This window comes from Pseudomonas sp. NY15364 (assembly GCF_048068235.1).
Classification (GTDB): Bacteria; Pseudomonadota; Gammaproteobacteria; order Pseudomonadales; family Pseudomonadaceae; genus Aquipseudomonas; species Aquipseudomonas mendocina_D.
This window is the reverse complement of record NZ_JBLUPX010000022.1, coordinates 19,955-36,058: the sequence shown is the minus strand read 5'-3', so window position 1 is coordinate 36,058 and position 16,104 is coordinate 19,955. Positions and strand designations below refer to the sequence as shown.

The 16,104-nt window shown below is 59.7% G+C and carries 11 protein-coding genes and 3 tRNA genes; 10 read left to right on the top strand and 4 right to left on the bottom strand.

Annotated elements, in window-relative coordinates:
- The first annotated feature begins 19 nt into the window (after positions 1-19).
- Positions 20-1,762: an extracellular solute-binding protein gene (locus ACNFCJ_RS17440; protein WP_416772678.1), complete on the top strand. Its 1,743-nt coding sequence runs from the start codon at positions 20-22 to the stop codon at positions 1,760-1,762.
- Between the two features lie 60 nt (positions 1,763-1,822).
- Here ACNFCJ_RS17440 and folD read toward each other — a convergent pair whose 3' ends face one another.
- Positions 1,823-2,677 carry a bifunctional methylenetetrahydrofolate dehydrogenase/methenyltetrahydrofolate cyclohydrolase FolD gene (gene folD, locus ACNFCJ_RS17435; RefSeq protein ID WP_416772676.1) on the bottom strand — a complete coding sequence of 285 codons (855 nt, stop codon included), beginning with the start codon at positions 2,675-2,677 and terminating at the stop codon, positions 1,823-1,825.
- Between the two features lie 269 nt (positions 2,678-2,946).
- Here folD and ACNFCJ_RS17430 point away from each other — a divergent pair.
- From ACNFCJ_RS17430 to ACNFCJ_RS17390, 9 genes are all read left to right on the top strand, one after another.
- Positions 2,947-3,023, top strand: a tRNA-Arg gene (locus ACNFCJ_RS17430).
- Positions 3,024-3,059: 36 nt separating this feature from the next.
- A tRNA-His gene (locus ACNFCJ_RS17425) sits at positions 3,060-3,135 on the top strand.
- Between the two features lie 56 nt (positions 3,136-3,191).
- Positions 3,192-3,276, top strand: a tRNA-Leu gene (locus tag ACNFCJ_RS17420).
- 128 nt (positions 3,277-3,404) lie between these two features.
- Positions 3,405-4,715 (top strand): trigger factor, encoded by a 1,311-nt coding sequence (gene tig, locus ACNFCJ_RS17415; RefSeq protein WP_099524457.1) that lies wholly within the window; start codon positions 3,405-3,407, stop codon positions 4,713-4,715.
- A 94-nt stretch (positions 4,716-4,809) separates the two neighbouring features.
- Positions 4,810-5,451 carry an ATP-dependent Clp endopeptidase proteolytic subunit ClpP gene (gene clpP, locus ACNFCJ_RS17410; RefSeq protein WP_037052973.1) on the top strand — a complete coding sequence of 214 codons (642 nt, stop codon included), beginning with the start codon at positions 4,810-4,812 and terminating at the stop codon, positions 5,449-5,451.
- Positions 5,452-5,558: 107 nt separating this feature from the next.
- Positions 5,559-6,839 (top strand): ATP-dependent Clp protease ATP-binding subunit ClpX, encoded by a 1,281-nt coding sequence (gene clpX / locus ACNFCJ_RS17405; RefSeq protein ID WP_099524454.1) that lies wholly within the window; start codon positions 5,559-5,561, stop codon positions 6,837-6,839.
- 149 nt (positions 6,840-6,988) lie between these two features.
- Positions 6,989-9,385: an endopeptidase La gene (lon, locus tag ACNFCJ_RS17400; protein ID WP_416772672.1), complete on the top strand. Its 2,397-nt coding sequence runs from the start codon at positions 6,989-6,991 to the stop codon at positions 9,383-9,385.
- A 135-nt stretch (positions 9,386-9,520) separates the two neighbouring features.
- Positions 9,521-9,793, top strand: a complete 273-nt coding sequence (gene hupB, locus ACNFCJ_RS17395) for a nucleoid-associated protein HU-beta (RefSeq protein WP_003239952.1) — start codon at positions 9,521-9,523, stop codon at positions 9,791-9,793.
- 192 nt (positions 9,794-9,985) lie between these two features.
- Positions 9,986-11,833: a SurA N-terminal domain-containing protein gene (locus tag ACNFCJ_RS17390; protein ID WP_416772670.1), complete on the top strand. Its 1,848-nt coding sequence runs from the start codon at positions 9,986-9,988 to the stop codon at positions 11,831-11,833.
- A gap of 54 nt (positions 11,834-11,887) precedes the next feature.
- Here ACNFCJ_RS17390 and ACNFCJ_RS17385 read toward each other — a convergent pair whose 3' ends face one another.
- The 3 genes from ACNFCJ_RS17385 to ACNFCJ_RS17375 all read right to left on the bottom strand — a co-directional run bounded on the left by ACNFCJ_RS17385 (position 11,888) and on the right by ACNFCJ_RS17375 (position 16,103).
- A complete protein-coding gene (locus tag ACNFCJ_RS17385; protein ID WP_416772669.1) occupies positions 11,888-13,435 on the bottom strand; it encodes a phospholipase D family protein in 1,548 nt (515 codons plus the stop codon).
- Positions 13,436-13,666: 231 nt separating this feature from the next.
- Positions 13,667-14,461 carry an enoyl-ACP reductase FabI gene (fabI, locus tag ACNFCJ_RS17380; RefSeq protein ID WP_024308006.1) on the bottom strand — a complete coding sequence of 265 codons (795 nt, stop codon included), beginning with the start codon at positions 14,459-14,461 and terminating at the stop codon, positions 13,667-13,669.
- Positions 14,462-14,489: 28 nt separating this feature from the next.
- On the bottom strand, positions 14,490-16,103 hold the full coding sequence (locus tag ACNFCJ_RS17375; protein WP_143500429.1) for an ABC transporter ATP-binding protein: 1,614 nt from the start codon (positions 16,101-16,103) through the stop codon (positions 14,490-14,492).
- Position 16,104 lies beyond the last annotated feature (1 nt).

Sequence of the window (16,104 nt, the reverse complement as noted above, 5' to 3'; positions counted from 1 at the left end):
TCCTGAGATGGAGGTCTCTATGTTCGACAATAACAACAAGACCCGACATAGCATGGCGTTGGCCGCCTTGCTGGCGTTGTCCGGTTTGAGCGGTGTGGCCTGGGCGGATGCCTATGAAGAGGCCGCGAAGAAATGGATTGCTGATGAGTTCAACCCCTCGACTCTGACGCCCGAGCAACAGCTCGAAGAACTGAAGTGGTTCATCAAGGCTGCCGAGCCGTTTCGTGGCATGAACATCAACGTCGCCTCGGAAACTCTGACCACCCATGAGTACGAGTCCAAGGTGCTGGCCAAGGCCTTCAGTGAAATCACCGGCATCAAGCTCAAGCATGACCTGATGCAGGAAGGCGATGTGGTCGAGAAACTGCAGACGCAGATGCAGTCCGGCAAGAACATCTACGACGGCTGGGTCAACGACTCGGACCTGATCGGTACCCACTTCCGCTATGGCAAGGCGGTCTCGATCACCGACATGATGGCTAACGAGGGTAAGGACTTCACCTCGCCGACTCTCGATCTTGACGATTTCATCGGCCTGTCATTCACCACCGGGCCGGACGGCAAGGTTTATCAGTTGCCCGATCAGCAGTTTGCCAACCTCTACTGGTTCCGCGCCGACTGGTTCGAGCGTCCGGAGCTGAAGGCCAAGTTCAAGGAAATCTACGGCTACGAGCTGGGCGTGCCGGTGAACTGGTCAGCTTACGAGGACATCGCCGAGTTCTTCTCCAAGCACGTCAAGGAAATCGACGGTAAACGCGTCTATGGCCATATGGACTACGGCAAGAAAGATCCGTCGCTGGGCTGGCGTTTCACCGACGCCTGGTTCTCCATGGCTGGCGGTGGCGACAAGGGCCTGCCCAACGGCCTGCCGGTGGACGAGTGGGGCATTCGCGTCGACGGCTGCCGCCCGGTAGGTTCCAGTGTCGCCCGCGGTGGTGATACCAACGGGCCGGCGGCGGTGTTCGCCACGCAGAAGTACGTCGATTGGATGCGCCAGTACGCGCCGCCGGAAGCGCAGGGCATGACCTTCTCCGAATCCGGGCCGGTGCCGGCGCAGGGCGCCATCGCTCAGCAGATCTTCTGGTACACCGCTTTTACCGCCGATATGACCAAGCCGGGCCTGCCGGTGGTCAACGACGATGGCACGCCGAAATGGCGTATGGCACCGTCGCCCAAGGGCCCGTACTGGGAGGAGGGCATGAAGCTCGGTTATCAGGACACCGGCTCCTGGACTTTCCTCAACTCCACGCCGGAGAAGCAGCGCCTGGCCGCCTGGCTCTATGCGCAGTTCGTCACCTCCAAGACTGTGTCGTTGAAGAAGACCCTGGTCGGCCTGACGCCGATTCGCGAGTCGGACATCAACTCGCAGGCGATGACGGACGTAGCGCCCAAGCTGGGTGGTCTGGTGGAGTTCTACCGCAGTCCGGCACGTGTGCAATGGACGCCAACCGGCACCAACGTGCCTGACTATCCACGTCTGGCTCAGCTCTGGTGGCAGTTCATCGCCGAGGCCGCCAGCGGTGATAAGACGCCGCAACAGGCCCTCGATGGCCTGGCCGCAGCGCAAGACACCATGCTTGGTCGTCTGGAGCGTTCCGGCGTACTGGGTGAGTGCGGGCCGAAGCTGAACGAGCCGCGTGATCCGCAATACTGGTTCGATCAGCCGGGTGCACCGAAACCCAAGTTGGCCAACGAGAAACCCAAGGGCGAAACCATCGCCTACGACGAGTTGCTCAAGTCCTGGGAGCAGGCGCGTAACTGATCCTGGCGGCAGAAACGACAACGGCACCTGAGGGTGCCGTTGTTCGTTGCGCAGCGCTGCTTATTTATGCAGGTGTTCGGCTGCGTGCAGGGTGTTTTCCAAAAGACCCGCACGGGTCATCGGGCCTACGCCACCCGGAACCGGAGTGATCCAGCCGGCGCGGGGCAGGGCGGCATCAAAGGTCACATCGCCGACCAGCTTGCCATCTTCCTGGCGGTTGATGCCGACGTCGATGACGATGGCGCCTTCCTTGATCCACTCGCCCTTGACCAGGCCCGGCTTGCCGGCCGCGACCACGACGATGTCAGCCTGGCCGACATGGCTGGCCAGATCCTTGGTGAAACGATGAGTGACGGTCACGGTGCAGCCGGCCAGCAGCAGCTCCATGGCCATCGGCCGGCCAACGATATTCGAGGCGCCGACTACCACGGCATGCAGGCCGTAGAGGTCAACGCCAGTGCTTTCCAGCAGCGTCATGATGCCTTTCGGCGTGCATGGGCGTAGCAGCGGCATGCGCTGGGCCAGGCGGCCAATGTTGTAGGGGTGGAAGCCGTCCACGTCCTTGTCTGGGCGAATACGCTCGAGCAGCAGCGAGGAATCCAGGTGCTCCGGTAGCGGCAGCTGTACCAGAATGCCGTCGATGGTCGGGTCTTCATTGAGCTCGTCGATCAGCGCGAGCAGATCGGCCTGGCTGGTCTCTGCCGGCAGGTCATAGGCACGGGAGAGGAAACCGACTTCTTCGCAATCCTTGCGTTTGTGTGACACATAGACCTGGGAGGCAGGATCGGTGCCGACCAGGATCACGGCCAGGCCTGGCGCACGAAGGCCTTGCTGGCGGCGTTCGGCGACACGTTGGGCAATCTGCTGGCGGAGGCTGGCGGCGATCGCCTTGCCGTCGATCAGTTGTGCGGTCATTGCGCTGGTTAACCATTAATAAGGATGAAAAAAGGACGCGCATTCTCGCATGGGCGCTCACCTGGGCAAAGGCGCCTGCCGTCGTTTTCGCGTAACTCCTTTAAATCGCTGAATTTTTTTGAAAATTTCTGTTGACGAGGTTGGGAGGCGTCTATAACATTCGCCCCGCTTCTCAGGAACAGCCACTCGCTGGGTGAGGCGGCAAGAGCCAAGCCCTGGTGGTGAGGCTGGAGCCAAAAGCTTGTAAGTCTGCGCTAGCGGATGGATAAGTGCCCGTAGCTCAGCTGGATAGAGCATCCGCCTTCTAAGCGGATGGTCGCAGGTTCGAGTCCTGCCGGGTGCGCCATTTGGCGGTCAGGCAAGAGTAAGCAAATGCAATATGGTGGGCGTAGCTCAGTTGGTAGAGCACAGGATTGTGGCTCCTGGTGTCGTGGGTTCGATTCCCATCGTCCACCCCATATTCCAAAGCGCCAGGCCAAAAGCCTGGCGTTTTTGTTTTAAGCTGCAAAGCCACGCGGACGTGGTGGAATTGGTAGACACACCAGATTTAGGTTCTGGCGCCGCAAGGTGTGAGAGTTCGAGTCTCTCCGTCCGCACCATCTTTATATAGCCCCTCCCGACTGCCGCCTGCTTCTAGGGTGACTTCTGCACATTGAGCCTCTAGAATGCTTGGCCTTGATTCGGGGCCGGTTCGAGCCGGCTTATGTCTGTGCAACGAGGAATATCCATGCAAGTTTCTGTTGAAAGCACTTCTGCTCTTGAGCGCCGCATGACTGTCGGCGTACCCGTCGAGCGCATCGAGACCGAAGTCAACAAGCGTCTGCAGCAGACTGCCCGTCGTGCCAAGGTTCCTGGCTTCCGTCCTGGCAAGGTGCCGATGAGCGTGATCCGTCAGCGTTATGAAGACGCTGCTCGTCAGGAAGCCCTGGGCGACCTGATCCAGGCTACCTTCTACGAAGCCGTGGTTGAGCAGAAGCTGAATCCGGCCGGTGCTCCGGCTGTCGAGCCCAAATCCTTCGAGAAGGGTAAGGATCTGGAATACGTCGCTACTTTTGAAGTATTCCCCGAGTTTCAGGTTTCCGGTTTCGACTCCATCGCCATCGAGCGCCTCGAAGCTGATGTGGCTGATAGCGACGTCGACAACATGCTCGACATCCTGCGCAAGCAGAACACCCGTTTCGAAGCTGTTGAGCGTGCTGCCGAGAATGGCGACCAGCTGAACATCGACTTCGTTGGCAAGATCGACGGCGAAGCCTTCGCTGGCGGTAGCGCCAAGGGCACTCAGCTGGTGCTGGGCTCCGGCCGCATGATCCCGGGCTTCGAAGACGCCCTGGTCGGCGCCAAGGCTGGTGAAGAGCGCGTGATCAACCCGACGTTCCCCGAGGACTACCAGAACCTCGATCTGGCCGGCAAAACCGCCGAGTTCACCGTTACCGTAAACAGCGTTTCCGCGCCGCAACTGCCTGAGCTGAACGACGAATTCTTCGCTCTGTTCGGTATCAAGGAAGGCGGTCTGGAAGGTTTCCGTGCCGAAGTCCGCAAGAACATGGAGCGCGAGCTGCGTCAGGCCATCAAGTCCAAGGTCAAGAACCAGGTAATGGACGGCCTGCTGGCTGCCAACCCGGTTGAAGTGCCGAAGGCGCTGATCGGTAACGAAGTGAACCGTCTGCGCGTGCAGGCCGTTCAGCAGTTCGGTGGCAATATCCAGCCTGACCAACTGCCGGCCGAACTGTTTGAAGAGCAAGCCAAGCGCCGTGTGGTGCTGGGCCTGATCGTTGCTGAAGTGGTCAAGCAGTTCGACCTGAAGCCGGACGAAGCCCGCGTACGCGAACTGATCGAAGAAATGGCCTCGGCTTACCAAGAGCCTGAGCAGGTCGTTGCCTGGTACTACAAGAACGACCAGCAAATGAACGAAGTGCGTTCGGTTGTACTGGAAGAGCAAGTTGTAGATACTGTTCTGCAGAAGGCCAACGTGACCGATAAAGCGGTTTCCTACGAAGACGCAGTCAAGCCGGCGGAAGCTCCTAAAGCCGACTGATCTGGTAACCTCGTTCGAGTACACCACCATAAGCCAGCCTCCGTGCTGGCTTATGCGTATTTGAGACATGACTATTAGGGAGTGAGCGCAAGACATGTCCCGCAATCCTTTTATGCAAAACATGCCTGAAATCCAGGCCGCTGGCGGCCTGGTGCCGATGGTCATCGAGCAGTCCGCTCGTGGCGAGCGTGCCTACGACATCTACTCGCGTCTGCTCAAGGAGCGCGTGATCTTTCTGGTTGGTCAGGTCGAGGACTACATGGCCAACCTGATCTGCGCCCAGCTGCTGTTTCTGGAAGCAGAGAATCCGGACAAGGACATTCACCTGTACATCAACTCGCCGGGTGGCTCGGTGACTGCCGGCATGGCGATCTATGACACCATGCAGTTCATCAAGGCGGACGTGTCTACCACCTGCATCGGTCAGGCCTGCAGCATGGGCGCGTTCCTGCTGGCTGGCGGTGCCAAGGGCAAGCGTTTCTGCCTGCCGAACTCGCGTGTGATGATTCACCAGCCGCTGGGCGGCTTCCAGGGGCAGGCCTCGGACATCGAGATTCATGCCAAGGAAATCCTCTTCATCCGAGAGCGCCTGAACGAACTGCTGGCTCATCACACCGGTCAGAGCCTGGAAACCATCGAGCGTGACACCAATCGCGACAATTTCATGAGCGCTTCGCGTGCCGTGGAGTATGGTTTGGTCGATGCGGTGCACGAAAAGCGTCAAATGCCGGTCTAGATGAGGCGCCGGCTGCGGGCATCCTTCAATGACGCGACTTGCGCCCTTGAAAATGCCCGCATTTGCCTTCATCTTGTGTTTCAAGCCTACCGTATTGGATTGATCGAATGACTGATACCCGTAACGGCGAGGACAACGGCAAACTGCTTTATTGCTCCTTCTGCGGCAAAAGCCAGCATGAAGTGCGCAAGTTGATCGCCGGTCCTTCCGTCTTCATCTGCGACGAATGCGTCGACCTGTGCAACGACATCATCCGCGAGGAGGTGCAGGAAGCACAGGCCGAGAGCAGCGCGCACAAACTCCCAGCACCCAAGGAAATCAGCGGCATCCTCGATCAGTATGTGATTGGTCAGGAGCGCGCCAAGAAAGTGCTGTCGGTAGCGGTATACAACCACTACAAGCGTCTTAATCAGCGCGACAAGAAAGATGATGTCGAGCTGGGCAAGAGCAACATTCTGCTGATCGGTCCGACCGGTTCCGGCAAGACATTGCTGGCGGAAACGCTGGCGCGTCTGCTCAACGTGCCCTTCACCATCGCTGACGCCACCACCCTGACCGAAGCCGGTTATGTCGGTGAGGACGTCGAGAACATCATTCAGAAGCTGCTGCAGAAGTGCGATTACGATGTCGAGAAGGCCCAGATGGGCATCGTCTACATCGACGAAATCGACAAGATCTCGCGCAAGTCCGATAACCCGTCGATTACTCGCGACGTGTCGGGTGAGGGCGTGCAGCAGGCGCTGCTGAAACTGATCGAGGGCACTGTTGCCTCGGTTCCGCCGCAAGGCGGGCGCAAGCATCCGCAGCAGGAATTCCTGCAGGTCGACACGCGCAACATCCTGTTCATCTGTGGCGGTGCATTCGCCGGTCTGGAGAAAGTCATCCAGGCGCGCTCCACCAAGGGCGGCATCGGTTTCGGGGCGGAAGTGCGCAGCAAGCAGGAAGGCAAGAAGATCGGCGAGTCGCTGCGCGAAGTCGAGCCGGACGATCTGGTCAAGTTCGGCCTGATTCCCGAGTTCGTCGGTCGTCTGCCGGTGATTGCGACCCTGGAAGAGTTGGACGAAGCAGCTCTGGTACAGATCCTCACCGAGCCGAAGAACGCGCTGACCAAACAGTACGCCAAGCTGTTCGAGATGGAAGGCGTGGACCTGGAGTTCCGCTCCGATGCGCTGAAATCCGTGGCGCAGAAGGCGCTGGAACGCAAGACCGGTGCACGTGGCCTGCGTTCTATCCTCGAGGGCATTCTGCTCGACACCATGTACGAAATCCCGTCCCAGCAGGACGTGAGCAAGGTGGTGATCGACGAGAGTGTCATCGAAGGTACCTCCAAGCCGCTGTTGATCTACGAGAACAGCGAGCCGCCGGCGAAGGCCGCACCAGACGCCTGACGGCTGTCACACGATGCAAAGAAGGGGCCCCTCGGGCCCCTTCGCTTTTCTGGACATTGCGCTTGTTTTTTATGGGAGCTACCCCCATCTTAAATGCCAAGGGTAATCCCGCCTGTTTACGGCCTTATGGCCGCCGCTGAGCCGAAATCATGAAGACAACCATCGAATTGCCTCTCCTGCCATTGCGCGATGTAGTGGTCTATCCGCACATGGTCATCCCGCTTTTCGTCGGGCGTGAGAAATCCATCGAGGCCCTCGAGGCAGCGATGACGGGCGACAAGCAGATTCTTCTGGTGGCCCAGAAGAATCCGGCCGTCGATGATCCGGATGATCAGGATCTGTATCGCGTAGGCACCGTTGCCACCGTCCTGCAGCTGCTCAAGTTGCCCGACGGCACCGTCAAAGTGCTGGTCGAGGGTGAGCAGCGAGGCTCCATCGAGCGTTTCATCGAGCTCGATGATCATTGCCGCGCCGAAGTGCAACTGATCGAGGAGGGCGAGACCGCCGAGCGCGAGTCCGAGGTTTTTACTCGTAGCCTGCTCAGTCAGTTCGAGCAATACGTGCAGTTGGGCAAGAAGGTCCCGGCCGAAGTGCTGTCTTCGCTCAACAGCATCGATGAGCCCAGCCGCCTGGTCGATACCATGGCCGCGCACATGGCGCTGAAGATAGAGCAGAAGCAGGAAATCCTCGAGATCACCTCGCTGTCCGCCCGCGTCGAGCATGTGCTGGCGCTGCTGGATGCCGAGATCGACCTGCTGCAGGTCGAGAAGCGCATCCGTGGTCGCGTTAAGAAGCAGATGGAGCGCAGCCAGCGCGAGTACTACTTGAATGAGCAGATGAAGGCCATTCAGAAGGAGCTGGGCGACATCGATGAAGGCCACAACGAGATCGATGAGCTGAAGAAGCGCATCGACAACGCCGGCCTGACCAAGGAAGCGCTGGCCAAGGCCAATGCCGAGTTGAACAAGCTCAAGCAGATGTCGCCGATGTCTGCCGAAGCCACTGTGGTGCGTTCCTACATCGACTGGTTGGTGAACGTGCCGTGGAAGGCCGAGAGCAAGGTACGTCTCGACCTGGCACGTGCAGAGAGCATCCTCGATGCCGACCATTACGGTCTGGAAGAGGTCAAGGAACGCATCCTCGAGTATCTCGCCGTGCAGAAGCGGGTGAAGAAACTCAAGGGGCCGGTGCTGTGCCTGGTAGGCCCGCCCGGTGTGGGCAAAACCTCTTTGGCCGAGTCCATTGCTAGCGCGACCAACCGCAAGTTCGTGCGCATGGCTTTGGGCGGCGTACGCGACGAGGCCGAGATTCGTGGTCACCGTCGTACCTATATCGGTTCGATGCCGGGGCGTCTGATTCAGAAGATGACCAAGGTGGGTGTGCGCAATCCGCTGTTCCTGCTCGATGAAATCGACAAGATGGGCCAGGACATGCGCGGCGATCCTGCGTCTGCGCTGCTCGAAGTGCTCGATCCAGAGCAGAACCACAACTTCAACGATCACTATCTGGAGGTCGATTACGACCTGTCGGACGTGATGTTCCTCTGCACCGCCAACTCGATGAATATCCCTGGGCCGTTGCTGGACCGGATGGAAGTCATTCGGCTGCCGGGTTACACCGAGGACGAGAAGGTCAACATTGCCATCAAATACCTGGCGCCCAAGCAGATACAGGCCAATGGTCTGAAGAAGGGCGAGCTGGAAATTGAAGAATCGGCGATTCGCGACATTATTCGTTACTACACACGTGAAGCGGGCGTGCGCAGTCTGGAACGGCAGATTGCCAAGGTCTGCCGCAAAGTTGTCAAGGAACATGTGCGCGAGAAGCGTTTTCAGGTCACGGTCAGCGCTGACTCCCTGGAGCACTTCCTGGGGGTGCGCAAGCATCGCTACGGTCTCGCCGAGCAGCAGGATCAGATTGGCCAGGTAACGGGTTTGGCGTGGACGCAGGTGGGCGGCGAGCTGCTTACCATCGAGACGGCGGTAGTGCCTGGTAAGGGCGTTTTGATCAAGACCGGCTCGTTGGGCGATGTCATGGCAGAGTCCATGACGGCGGCCATGACGGTGGTTCGCAGTCGTGCGAAAAGCCTGGGGATCGCAGCTGATTTTAACGAGAAGCGTGATGTTCACATCCATATGCCGGAAGGTGCGACACCTAAGGATGGCCCGAGCGCGGGCATTGGTCTGTGCACGGCGCTGGTCTCGGCATTGACGCAGATTCCGGTGCGGGCGGACGTGGCCATGACCGGAGAAATCACCTTGCGTGGTCAGGTGTTGGCCATCGGTGGTCTCAAGGAAAAACTTCTGGCAGCTCATCGGGGTGGGATCAAGACTGTGATTATTCCCGAAGAAAATGTGCGTGATCTGAAGGAAATTCCGGAAAATATTAAGCAAGACCTGCAGATTAAACCGGTTAAATGGATTGACGAGGTCCTGCAAATTGCGCTGCAATACGCCCCGGAGCCCTTGCCCGATGCGGCTCCCGAGATGGTTGCAACGGATGACAAGCGCGAGTCTGATTCCAAGGAGCGAATTAGCACGCATTAGCCGGGGGGCTTCCTTGACACAATTTTTGAGCCCTTGTTATAAAGCGGCTCTTATTGTGTCAGCAGGCCATCCAGCACCCGCTTTGCTTACACTAAAAATCAAGAAACAAACTAAACAGAAATAAGGGGACTTAGAGTGAACAAGTCGGAACTGATCGATGCCATCGCTGCATCTGCTGATATCCCGAAAGCTGTTGCTGGCCGCGCGCTGGATGCAGTGATTGAATCCGTCACTGGCGCTCTGAAAGCTGGTGACTCCGTTGTGCTGGTTGGCTTCGGCACCTTCGCTGTCAAAGAGCGCGCTGCTCGCACTGGTCGCAACCCGCAGACCGGCAAGCCGATCAGCATCGCTGCTGCCAAGATCCCAGGCTTCAAAGCTGGCAAGGCTCTGAAAGACGCCGTCAACTAAGCGTCTTCCGGGTTTGCCTCGCCGTCAGGCTTCATCTGGCGGCTGTTAGGGGGCAGCGCAGGTAGTCCCAGACTCTTGCTCTGACTGCTTAACGCGTTACGAGAAGGCGCATCCAAGGATGCGCCTTTCTTCTATCTGGACATTACCCACACTGCGCGGCTGGTGACTCTGTACAGTCGTTCTGGGGGAAGCATGCTGCAAAACATCAGGGACAATTCACGCGGTTGGATTGCCAAAATCATCATCGGCCTCATTGTGATGCTGATGGCGTTTACCGGTTTCGAAGCTATCGTCACGGGAGCCAGCAATCGCAACAATGCGGCTGACGTGAACGGAGACACCATTACCCTCAGCGAGCTCAACCAGGCCGTTGAAATGCAGCGTCGCCAACTGCTGCAGCAATTGGGTCGCGATTTCGATGCCTCGCTGCTCGATGACAAGTTGCTGCGTGAGGCTTCGCTCAAGGGTTTGATCGAGCGCAAGCTGCTGTTGCAAGCAGCGGACGATTCCCACTTCGCCTTCTCGCAGGGGGCGCTGGATCAGGTCATTCTGCAAACTCCCGAATTTCAGGTAGATGGCCGCTTCGATGCTGCGCGCTTCGATCAGGTCATTCGCCAGATGGGCTACACCCGTCTGCAGTTCCGCCAGATGCTGGAAGAGGAAATGCTGATTGGGCAACTGCGTGCCGGCCTCGGCGCCAGTAGCTTCGTCACTGAGCAGGAGGCGCGTGCGTTCGCCAATCTCGAGCGCCAGACCCGTGACTTCGCCAGCCTCGTCATCAAAGCCGACAGTGCTGCGATCAACCTGAGCGATGACGACGTCAAAGCCTATTATGACGAGCATGCCAGCGAGTTCATGAGCCCTGAGCAAGTGGTGCTGGAGTACGTCGAACTGCACAAGGACAGCTTCTTCGATCAGGTCGAAGTCAGCGATGAAGATCTGCAGCCGCTGTACGAGAGCGAGATCGCCAACCTGGCTGAGCAGCGTCAGGCTGCGCACATCCTGATCGAGGGCGATGACCAGGCAGCGCGCACCAAGATCGAAGAGATCAAGGCGCGTGTAGACGCTGGCGAAGATTTCGCTGCCCTGGCCAAGGAGTTCTCGCAAGACCCAGGATCGGCTGCCGATGGCGGTGATCTGGGGTACGCCGGTCCTGGCGTTTACGACCCGGCCTTCGAAGAGGCGCTCTATGCACTGCAGCAAGGGCAGGTCTCCGAACCGGTCAAGAGCGAGTTCGGCTGGCATCTGATCAAGCTGCTGGGTGTTCAGGCGCCTGAAGTGCCGAGCTTCGACAGCCTCAAGGACAAGCTGGCGCGTGACTTCAAGGCGCAACAGGTCGAGCAGCGCTTCGTCGAGGCGACCAAGCAGTTGGAAGATGCTGCGTTCGAAGCGTCGGATCTGGTGCAGCCGGCTCAGGAGCTGGGGCTCGAGGTCAAGACCAGCGAAGCCTTCGGCCGTGAGGGTGGTGCAACTGGTATCACTGCCAACCGTCAGGTACTGCAGGCTGCATTCAGCCCTGAGGTTCTGGAAGATGGCACCAACAGCTCGACCATCGAACTGGACCCAAGCACCGTGGTTGTCGTGCGCGTCAAAGAGCACAACAAGCCTGAGCAGTTGCCGCTTGAGCAGGTTGCAGAGAGCATCCGCGCTCATCTGCAGCAAGAGCGCGCCGCCGCTGCCGCCAAGGCTGAGGGCGAGAAGCAACTGGCCGCTGCCGAGGCAGGTGAAGTTGCCGATGCTGGCTGGCAGGTTCAGGAAGCCGCCACGCGCAGCCAGGACGGCGTTGAGCCGAAGGTGCTGCAAGCGCTGTTCCGTATGCCCAAGCCAGCCAAGGCGGGCGAGCCGACCTTCGCCGGCGTGACACTGAACAATGGTGACTATGTTGTGCTGCGTCTCGATGGCGTGAATGTGCCGGAAGAAACGCTGGCTGACGAAGAGCTTGCCATGTACCGCAACTTCCTCGCATCGCGTGCAGGTCAGCAGGACTTCGCCGCACTGCGTAAGCAGCTGGAAGCCAAGGCCGACATCGAACGTTTCTGATCGTTGTTCGCTAAGAAAGAGCCCCGCCAAGTGCGGGGCTCTTTCATTTTGAGGTCATAACAACCATTCGATGGGCAGCCACGAAAGCAGGCGCACACCCAGATTTTTCAGCAGCCCCGTACCAGGCTCGCTGTCGAGTCGACGTTGCTCGCCATTCTGGCGCTCAAGCCAGTAGAGCCCGCCGTTCTCGCTTAGCCCCAGCTCATAGGCATTTGCCGGAATATCGGTTTCGAATGCCTGGCCAATGGCGGCGGCCAGTGCCGGGCTTTCGATGATGAAGCCCATCTCCGTGTTGAGGCGGGCGGAGCGTGGATCGAAGTTGAACGAGCCGATGAAAATGCGCTGGCCATCCAGAGCGAAGGTCTTTGCGTGCAGGCTAGAGCCGGAGCTGCCAAACGGCCCGGCTTTTTCCCGGTGGCCCTCGTCGTCGGCACCCAGGCGCATTTCATAGAGTTTGACGCCACCTTCCAGCAAGGCGCGACGACGCTTGGCGTAGCCGGCATGCACGGGCGTCACGTCGGTTGCTTCCAGCGCATTGGTGAGAATACGCACCTCAATGCCGCGTCGTACCATGCCGGTGAACAGGTCGACGCCGGCTTGCGTGGGGACGAAGTAGGGGGAGACGAGATCGACCCGAGATGTGGGGGTGTCGAGCATGTCTTTCAGGTCGCTGATCAATAGTTCGCCATCACTGGCTGTGCCAAGGCCTTTGGCGGGATCGTCACTGACCAGCGTGGTCTCGCTCCATTCAAAGCTCAGATCCTTGTCCAGCAGGCGTGCAATGAAGTCGCTTTCCTGTAGGGCTTTCACGTAGCCGCTGGCTGCAGGTGTATTGGAAAGGTCTGCAGCGATATCGTGTAGGCGCAATGGGGCGTTCTGGCTGCGCGGCACGATCAGCTCCAGCGGATAGCTCGAATCACTGGCCCAGTAACGATCGAAATCGTCCGAGGTATCCGCCACCACTGGGCCGATTGCCAGCACGTCGAGGTCGGCGAAAAGCACGCCCTCACTGGCATCGAAGTACTCGTCGCCAATATTGCGCCCGCCAATGATGGTGGCCTGGTTGTCGACGGTAAGCGACTTGTTGTGCATGCGCCGGTTGGCGCGGGAGAAATGCGTCAGATAACCCAGCATCTTGGCTTTGCGCAGGGAGAAGGGGTTGAACAGACGTACATCGATGTTGGAGTGTTGATCGAGTGTGCTGAGTGTCTGGTCGAGACCGGCAATGCCGTTGTCGTCCAGCAGCAGGCGGACGCGTACGCCGCGCTCTGCAGCTCTGAGCAGGGCGTCGAGTAACAGGGTGCCGGTGACGTCATTGCGCCAGATGTAGTACTGCACGTCGAGGCTGCGCTCGGCCGCTTCGACCATCAGCATGCGCGCGGCGAAGGCGTCCCTGGCCGCTGCCAGCGTAAGTATGCCGGACAAGCCGGGATGAGCGTCCCGCTCGCTACCCAGAGCTTGCCCCAGTGTGGTGTCGGCCGTTTCGGCCTGGGTGAAGGCCAGGCTTTCGCTACGGCCATCCAGTGGCGGTAATGCGCAGCCAGCCGCGACGCTGCATAGCGCGGTAATCAGGCAGGCTCGCCAGGTGTTTGTCTGGATCATTTACCTTTCTCGGTTCCAGGCCTCCCATCTAGGACCGCGTCAGTGTTGATGCGTGCCGGGCTTTAATGAAATGTGACATCAGAACGCGGCTCGGCGCGCTCAGCCCCTGCAGGATTTGCTGGCGTCCTGACGAAAAAACGCCGCAGTCCCAAGGGGATCTGCGGCGTTTTCGTGCTGTTCAGCAGGGGGCATCGATGCTGGAGTTCCAGTCGATGCCCGGTCGACTGCCGATCAGTCTTCCATGGCGCCCATGGCGGTGGTGTTGAAGCCGCCGTCGACGTACATGATCTCGCCGCTGATGCCCGAGGCCAGGTCAGAGCAGAGGAAGGCGCCGGCATTGCCGACTTCCTCGATGGTGACGTTGCGACGCAGCGGGGTCTGCTTCTCGTTGGCCGCCAGCATCTTGCGGAAGCTGGCGATGCCGCTGGCAGCCAGGGTGCGGATCGGGCCGGCGGAAATGGCGTTGACGCGGGTGCCTTCCGGGCCGAGGCTGCCGGCCAGGTAGCGCACGCCAGCTTCCAGGCTGGCCTTGGCCATGCCCATGACGTTGTAGTTGGGCATGGTGCGCTCGGCACCCAGGTAGGAGAGGGTGAGCAGGCTGCCGTTGCGGCCCTTCATCATCTCGCGACCGGCCTTGGCCAGGGCGACGAAGCTGTAGGCGCTGATGTCGTGGGCGATCTTGAAGCCTTCACGGGTGGTCACTTCGGTGAAGTCGCCATTGAGCTGGTCGCCCGGGGCGAAGCCGACCGAGTGGACGATGCAGTCCAGGCCGTCCCACTTCTTGCTCAGCGCTTCGAATACGGCGGCGATTTCCTCGTCGCTGGCCACATCGCAAGGGAAGCACAGGTCAGCGCTGGAGCCCCAGCCGGCGGCGAACTCTTCGACGCGGCCCTTGAGCTTCTCGTTCTGGTAGGTGAAAGCCAGCTCGGCACCTTCGCGGTGCATGGCGGCGGCGATACCCGAGGCGATGGACAGTTTGCTGGCAACGCCAACGATGAGTACGCGCTTACCGGTTAGAAAACCCATTGTGCTATTCCTCTTCCTGTTTCAAGGATCAGTGAGCCGTTGCCGGGGCCAGAAAAGCGGCTTCCAGCAACTGCTGCGTATAAGGGTGTTGCGGTGCGCTGAAGATCGACTCGGCAGACCCCTGTTCGACCACCTGGCCCTGCTTGACCACCATCAATTGGTGGCTCAGCGCTCTGACTACCGCCAAGTCATGGCTGATAAACAGATAGGTCAGGTTGTACTTGGCCTGCAAGCCGCGCAACAACTCCACCACCTGACGCTGAACCGTGCGGTCGAGCGCCGAGGTGGGCTCGTCCAGCAGGATCAGCGCCGGTTTCAACACCAGTGCCCGGGCAATGGCAATCCGCTGCCGTTGCCCGCCAGAAAACTCGTGGGGGTAGCGATGCCGCGTCTGCGGATCCAGCCCTACCTCCAAAAGCGCGTCGATGATCGCCTGTTCCTGCTCCGCCTCGTTGCCCATGCGGTGAATGCGCAGACCTTCACCGACGATCTGGCTCACCGACATGCGCGGGCTCAGGCTGCCGAAGGGGTCCTGAAACACCACCTGCATCTGCCTGCGCAGCGGGCGTACTTCCTGCTGGCTCAGGCCCTGCAGCTGCTGGCCCTGGAAGCGGATATCACCGCGACTGGCGAGCAGCCGCAGAATGGCCATGCCCAGCGTGGACTTGCCGGAACCACTTTCGCCGACGATGCCCAGGGTCTGGCCCTGAGGCAGGCTGAAGTTGATGCCGTCCACCGCTTTGACATGATCCACCGTCCGGCGCAGCAGGCCCTTCTTGATCGGGAACCACACGCGCAGGTCGTCCACTTCCAGCAATGGCTGGCCTGCGGGGTTGGCCGCAGGTTCGCCACTGGGCTCGGCGCCGAGCAGTTCCTGGGTATAGGGATGCTGCGGCGCCTGGAACAATTGTTCACACGACGCCTGTTCGACGATGCGACCGCGCTGCATGACACATACGCGATGGGCAATTCTGCGAACCAGGTTGAGATCATGGCTGATCAGCAGCAATGACATGCCCAGACGCGCCTGCAGATCCTTGAGCAATTCGAGGATTTTCAGCTGTACGGTGACATCCAGGGCGGTGGTCGGCTCGTCGGCGATCAACAGCTGTGGCTCGTTGGCCAGGGCCATGGCGATCATCACCCGCTGCCGTTGGCCGCCGGAAAGTTCGTGTGGGTAGGCTTTCAGACGCTTCTTCGGCTCCGGAATGCCGACCAGCTCCAGCAACTCCAGAGTACGTGCGCTGGCTGCCTTGCCGCGCAGGCCCTTGTGCAGGGCGAGGACCTCGTTGATCTGCTTCTCAATGGTATGCAGCGGGTTGAGCGAGGTCATCGGCTCCTGGAAGACCATGGCGATGCGGTTGCCACGGATGCCGCGCAGACGGCCCTCGCCGAGCTTGAGCAGGTCTTCGCCAGCGTACTCGATGCTGCCATGCGGATGGCGTGCCAGCGGGTAGGGCAGCAGGCGCAGGATCGAGTGGGCGGTGACCGATTTGCCTGAGCCGCTTTCGCCGACCAGGGCCAGTGTCTCGCCTTTGCGGATGTCGAAGCTGACTCCCTCGACCACGCGCTGGCAGTTTTCGCCCGTGACGAATTCGACGGCCAGGTCGCGAACTTGCAGCAGGGTTTCGTTCTGGCTCATG

Bases quoted from the DNA above. Each gene is read 5' to 3' on its own strand.
- tig (WP_099524457.1), top strand. From the start codon at position 3,405: ATGCAAGTTTCTGTTGAAAGCACTTCTGCTCTTGAGCGCCGCATGACT.
- folD (WP_416772676.1), bottom strand. From the start codon at position 2,677: ATGACCGCACAACTGATCGACGGCAAGGCGATCGCCGCCAGCCTCCGC.
- fabI (WP_024308006.1), bottom strand. From the start codon at position 14,461: ATGGGTTTTCTAACCGGTAAGCGCGTACTCATCGTTGGCGTTGCCAGC.
- clpX (WP_099524454.1), top strand. From the start codon at position 5,559: ATGACTGATACCCGTAACGGCGAGGACAACGGCAAACTGCTTTATTGC.
- clpP (WP_037052973.1), top strand. From the start codon at position 4,810: ATGTCCCGCAATCCTTTTATGCAAAACATGCCTGAAATCCAGGCCGCT.
- ACNFCJ_RS17385 (WP_416772669.1), bottom strand. From the start codon at position 13,435: ATGATCCAGACAAACACCTGGCGAGCCTGCCTGATTACCGCGCTATGC.
- ACNFCJ_RS17375 (WP_143500429.1), bottom strand. From the start codon at position 16,103: ATGAGCCAGAACGAAACCCTGCTGCAAGTTCGCGACCTGGCCGTCGAA.
- ACNFCJ_RS17440 (WP_416772678.1), top strand. From the start codon at position 20: ATGTTCGACAATAACAACAAGACCCGACATAGCATGGCGTTGGCCGCC.
- lon (WP_416772672.1), top strand. From the start codon at position 6,989: ATGAAGACAACCATCGAATTGCCTCTCCTGCCATTGCGCGATGTAGTG.
- ACNFCJ_RS17390 (WP_416772670.1), top strand. From the start codon at position 9,986: ATGCTGCAAAACATCAGGGACAATTCACGCGGTTGGATTGCCAAAATC.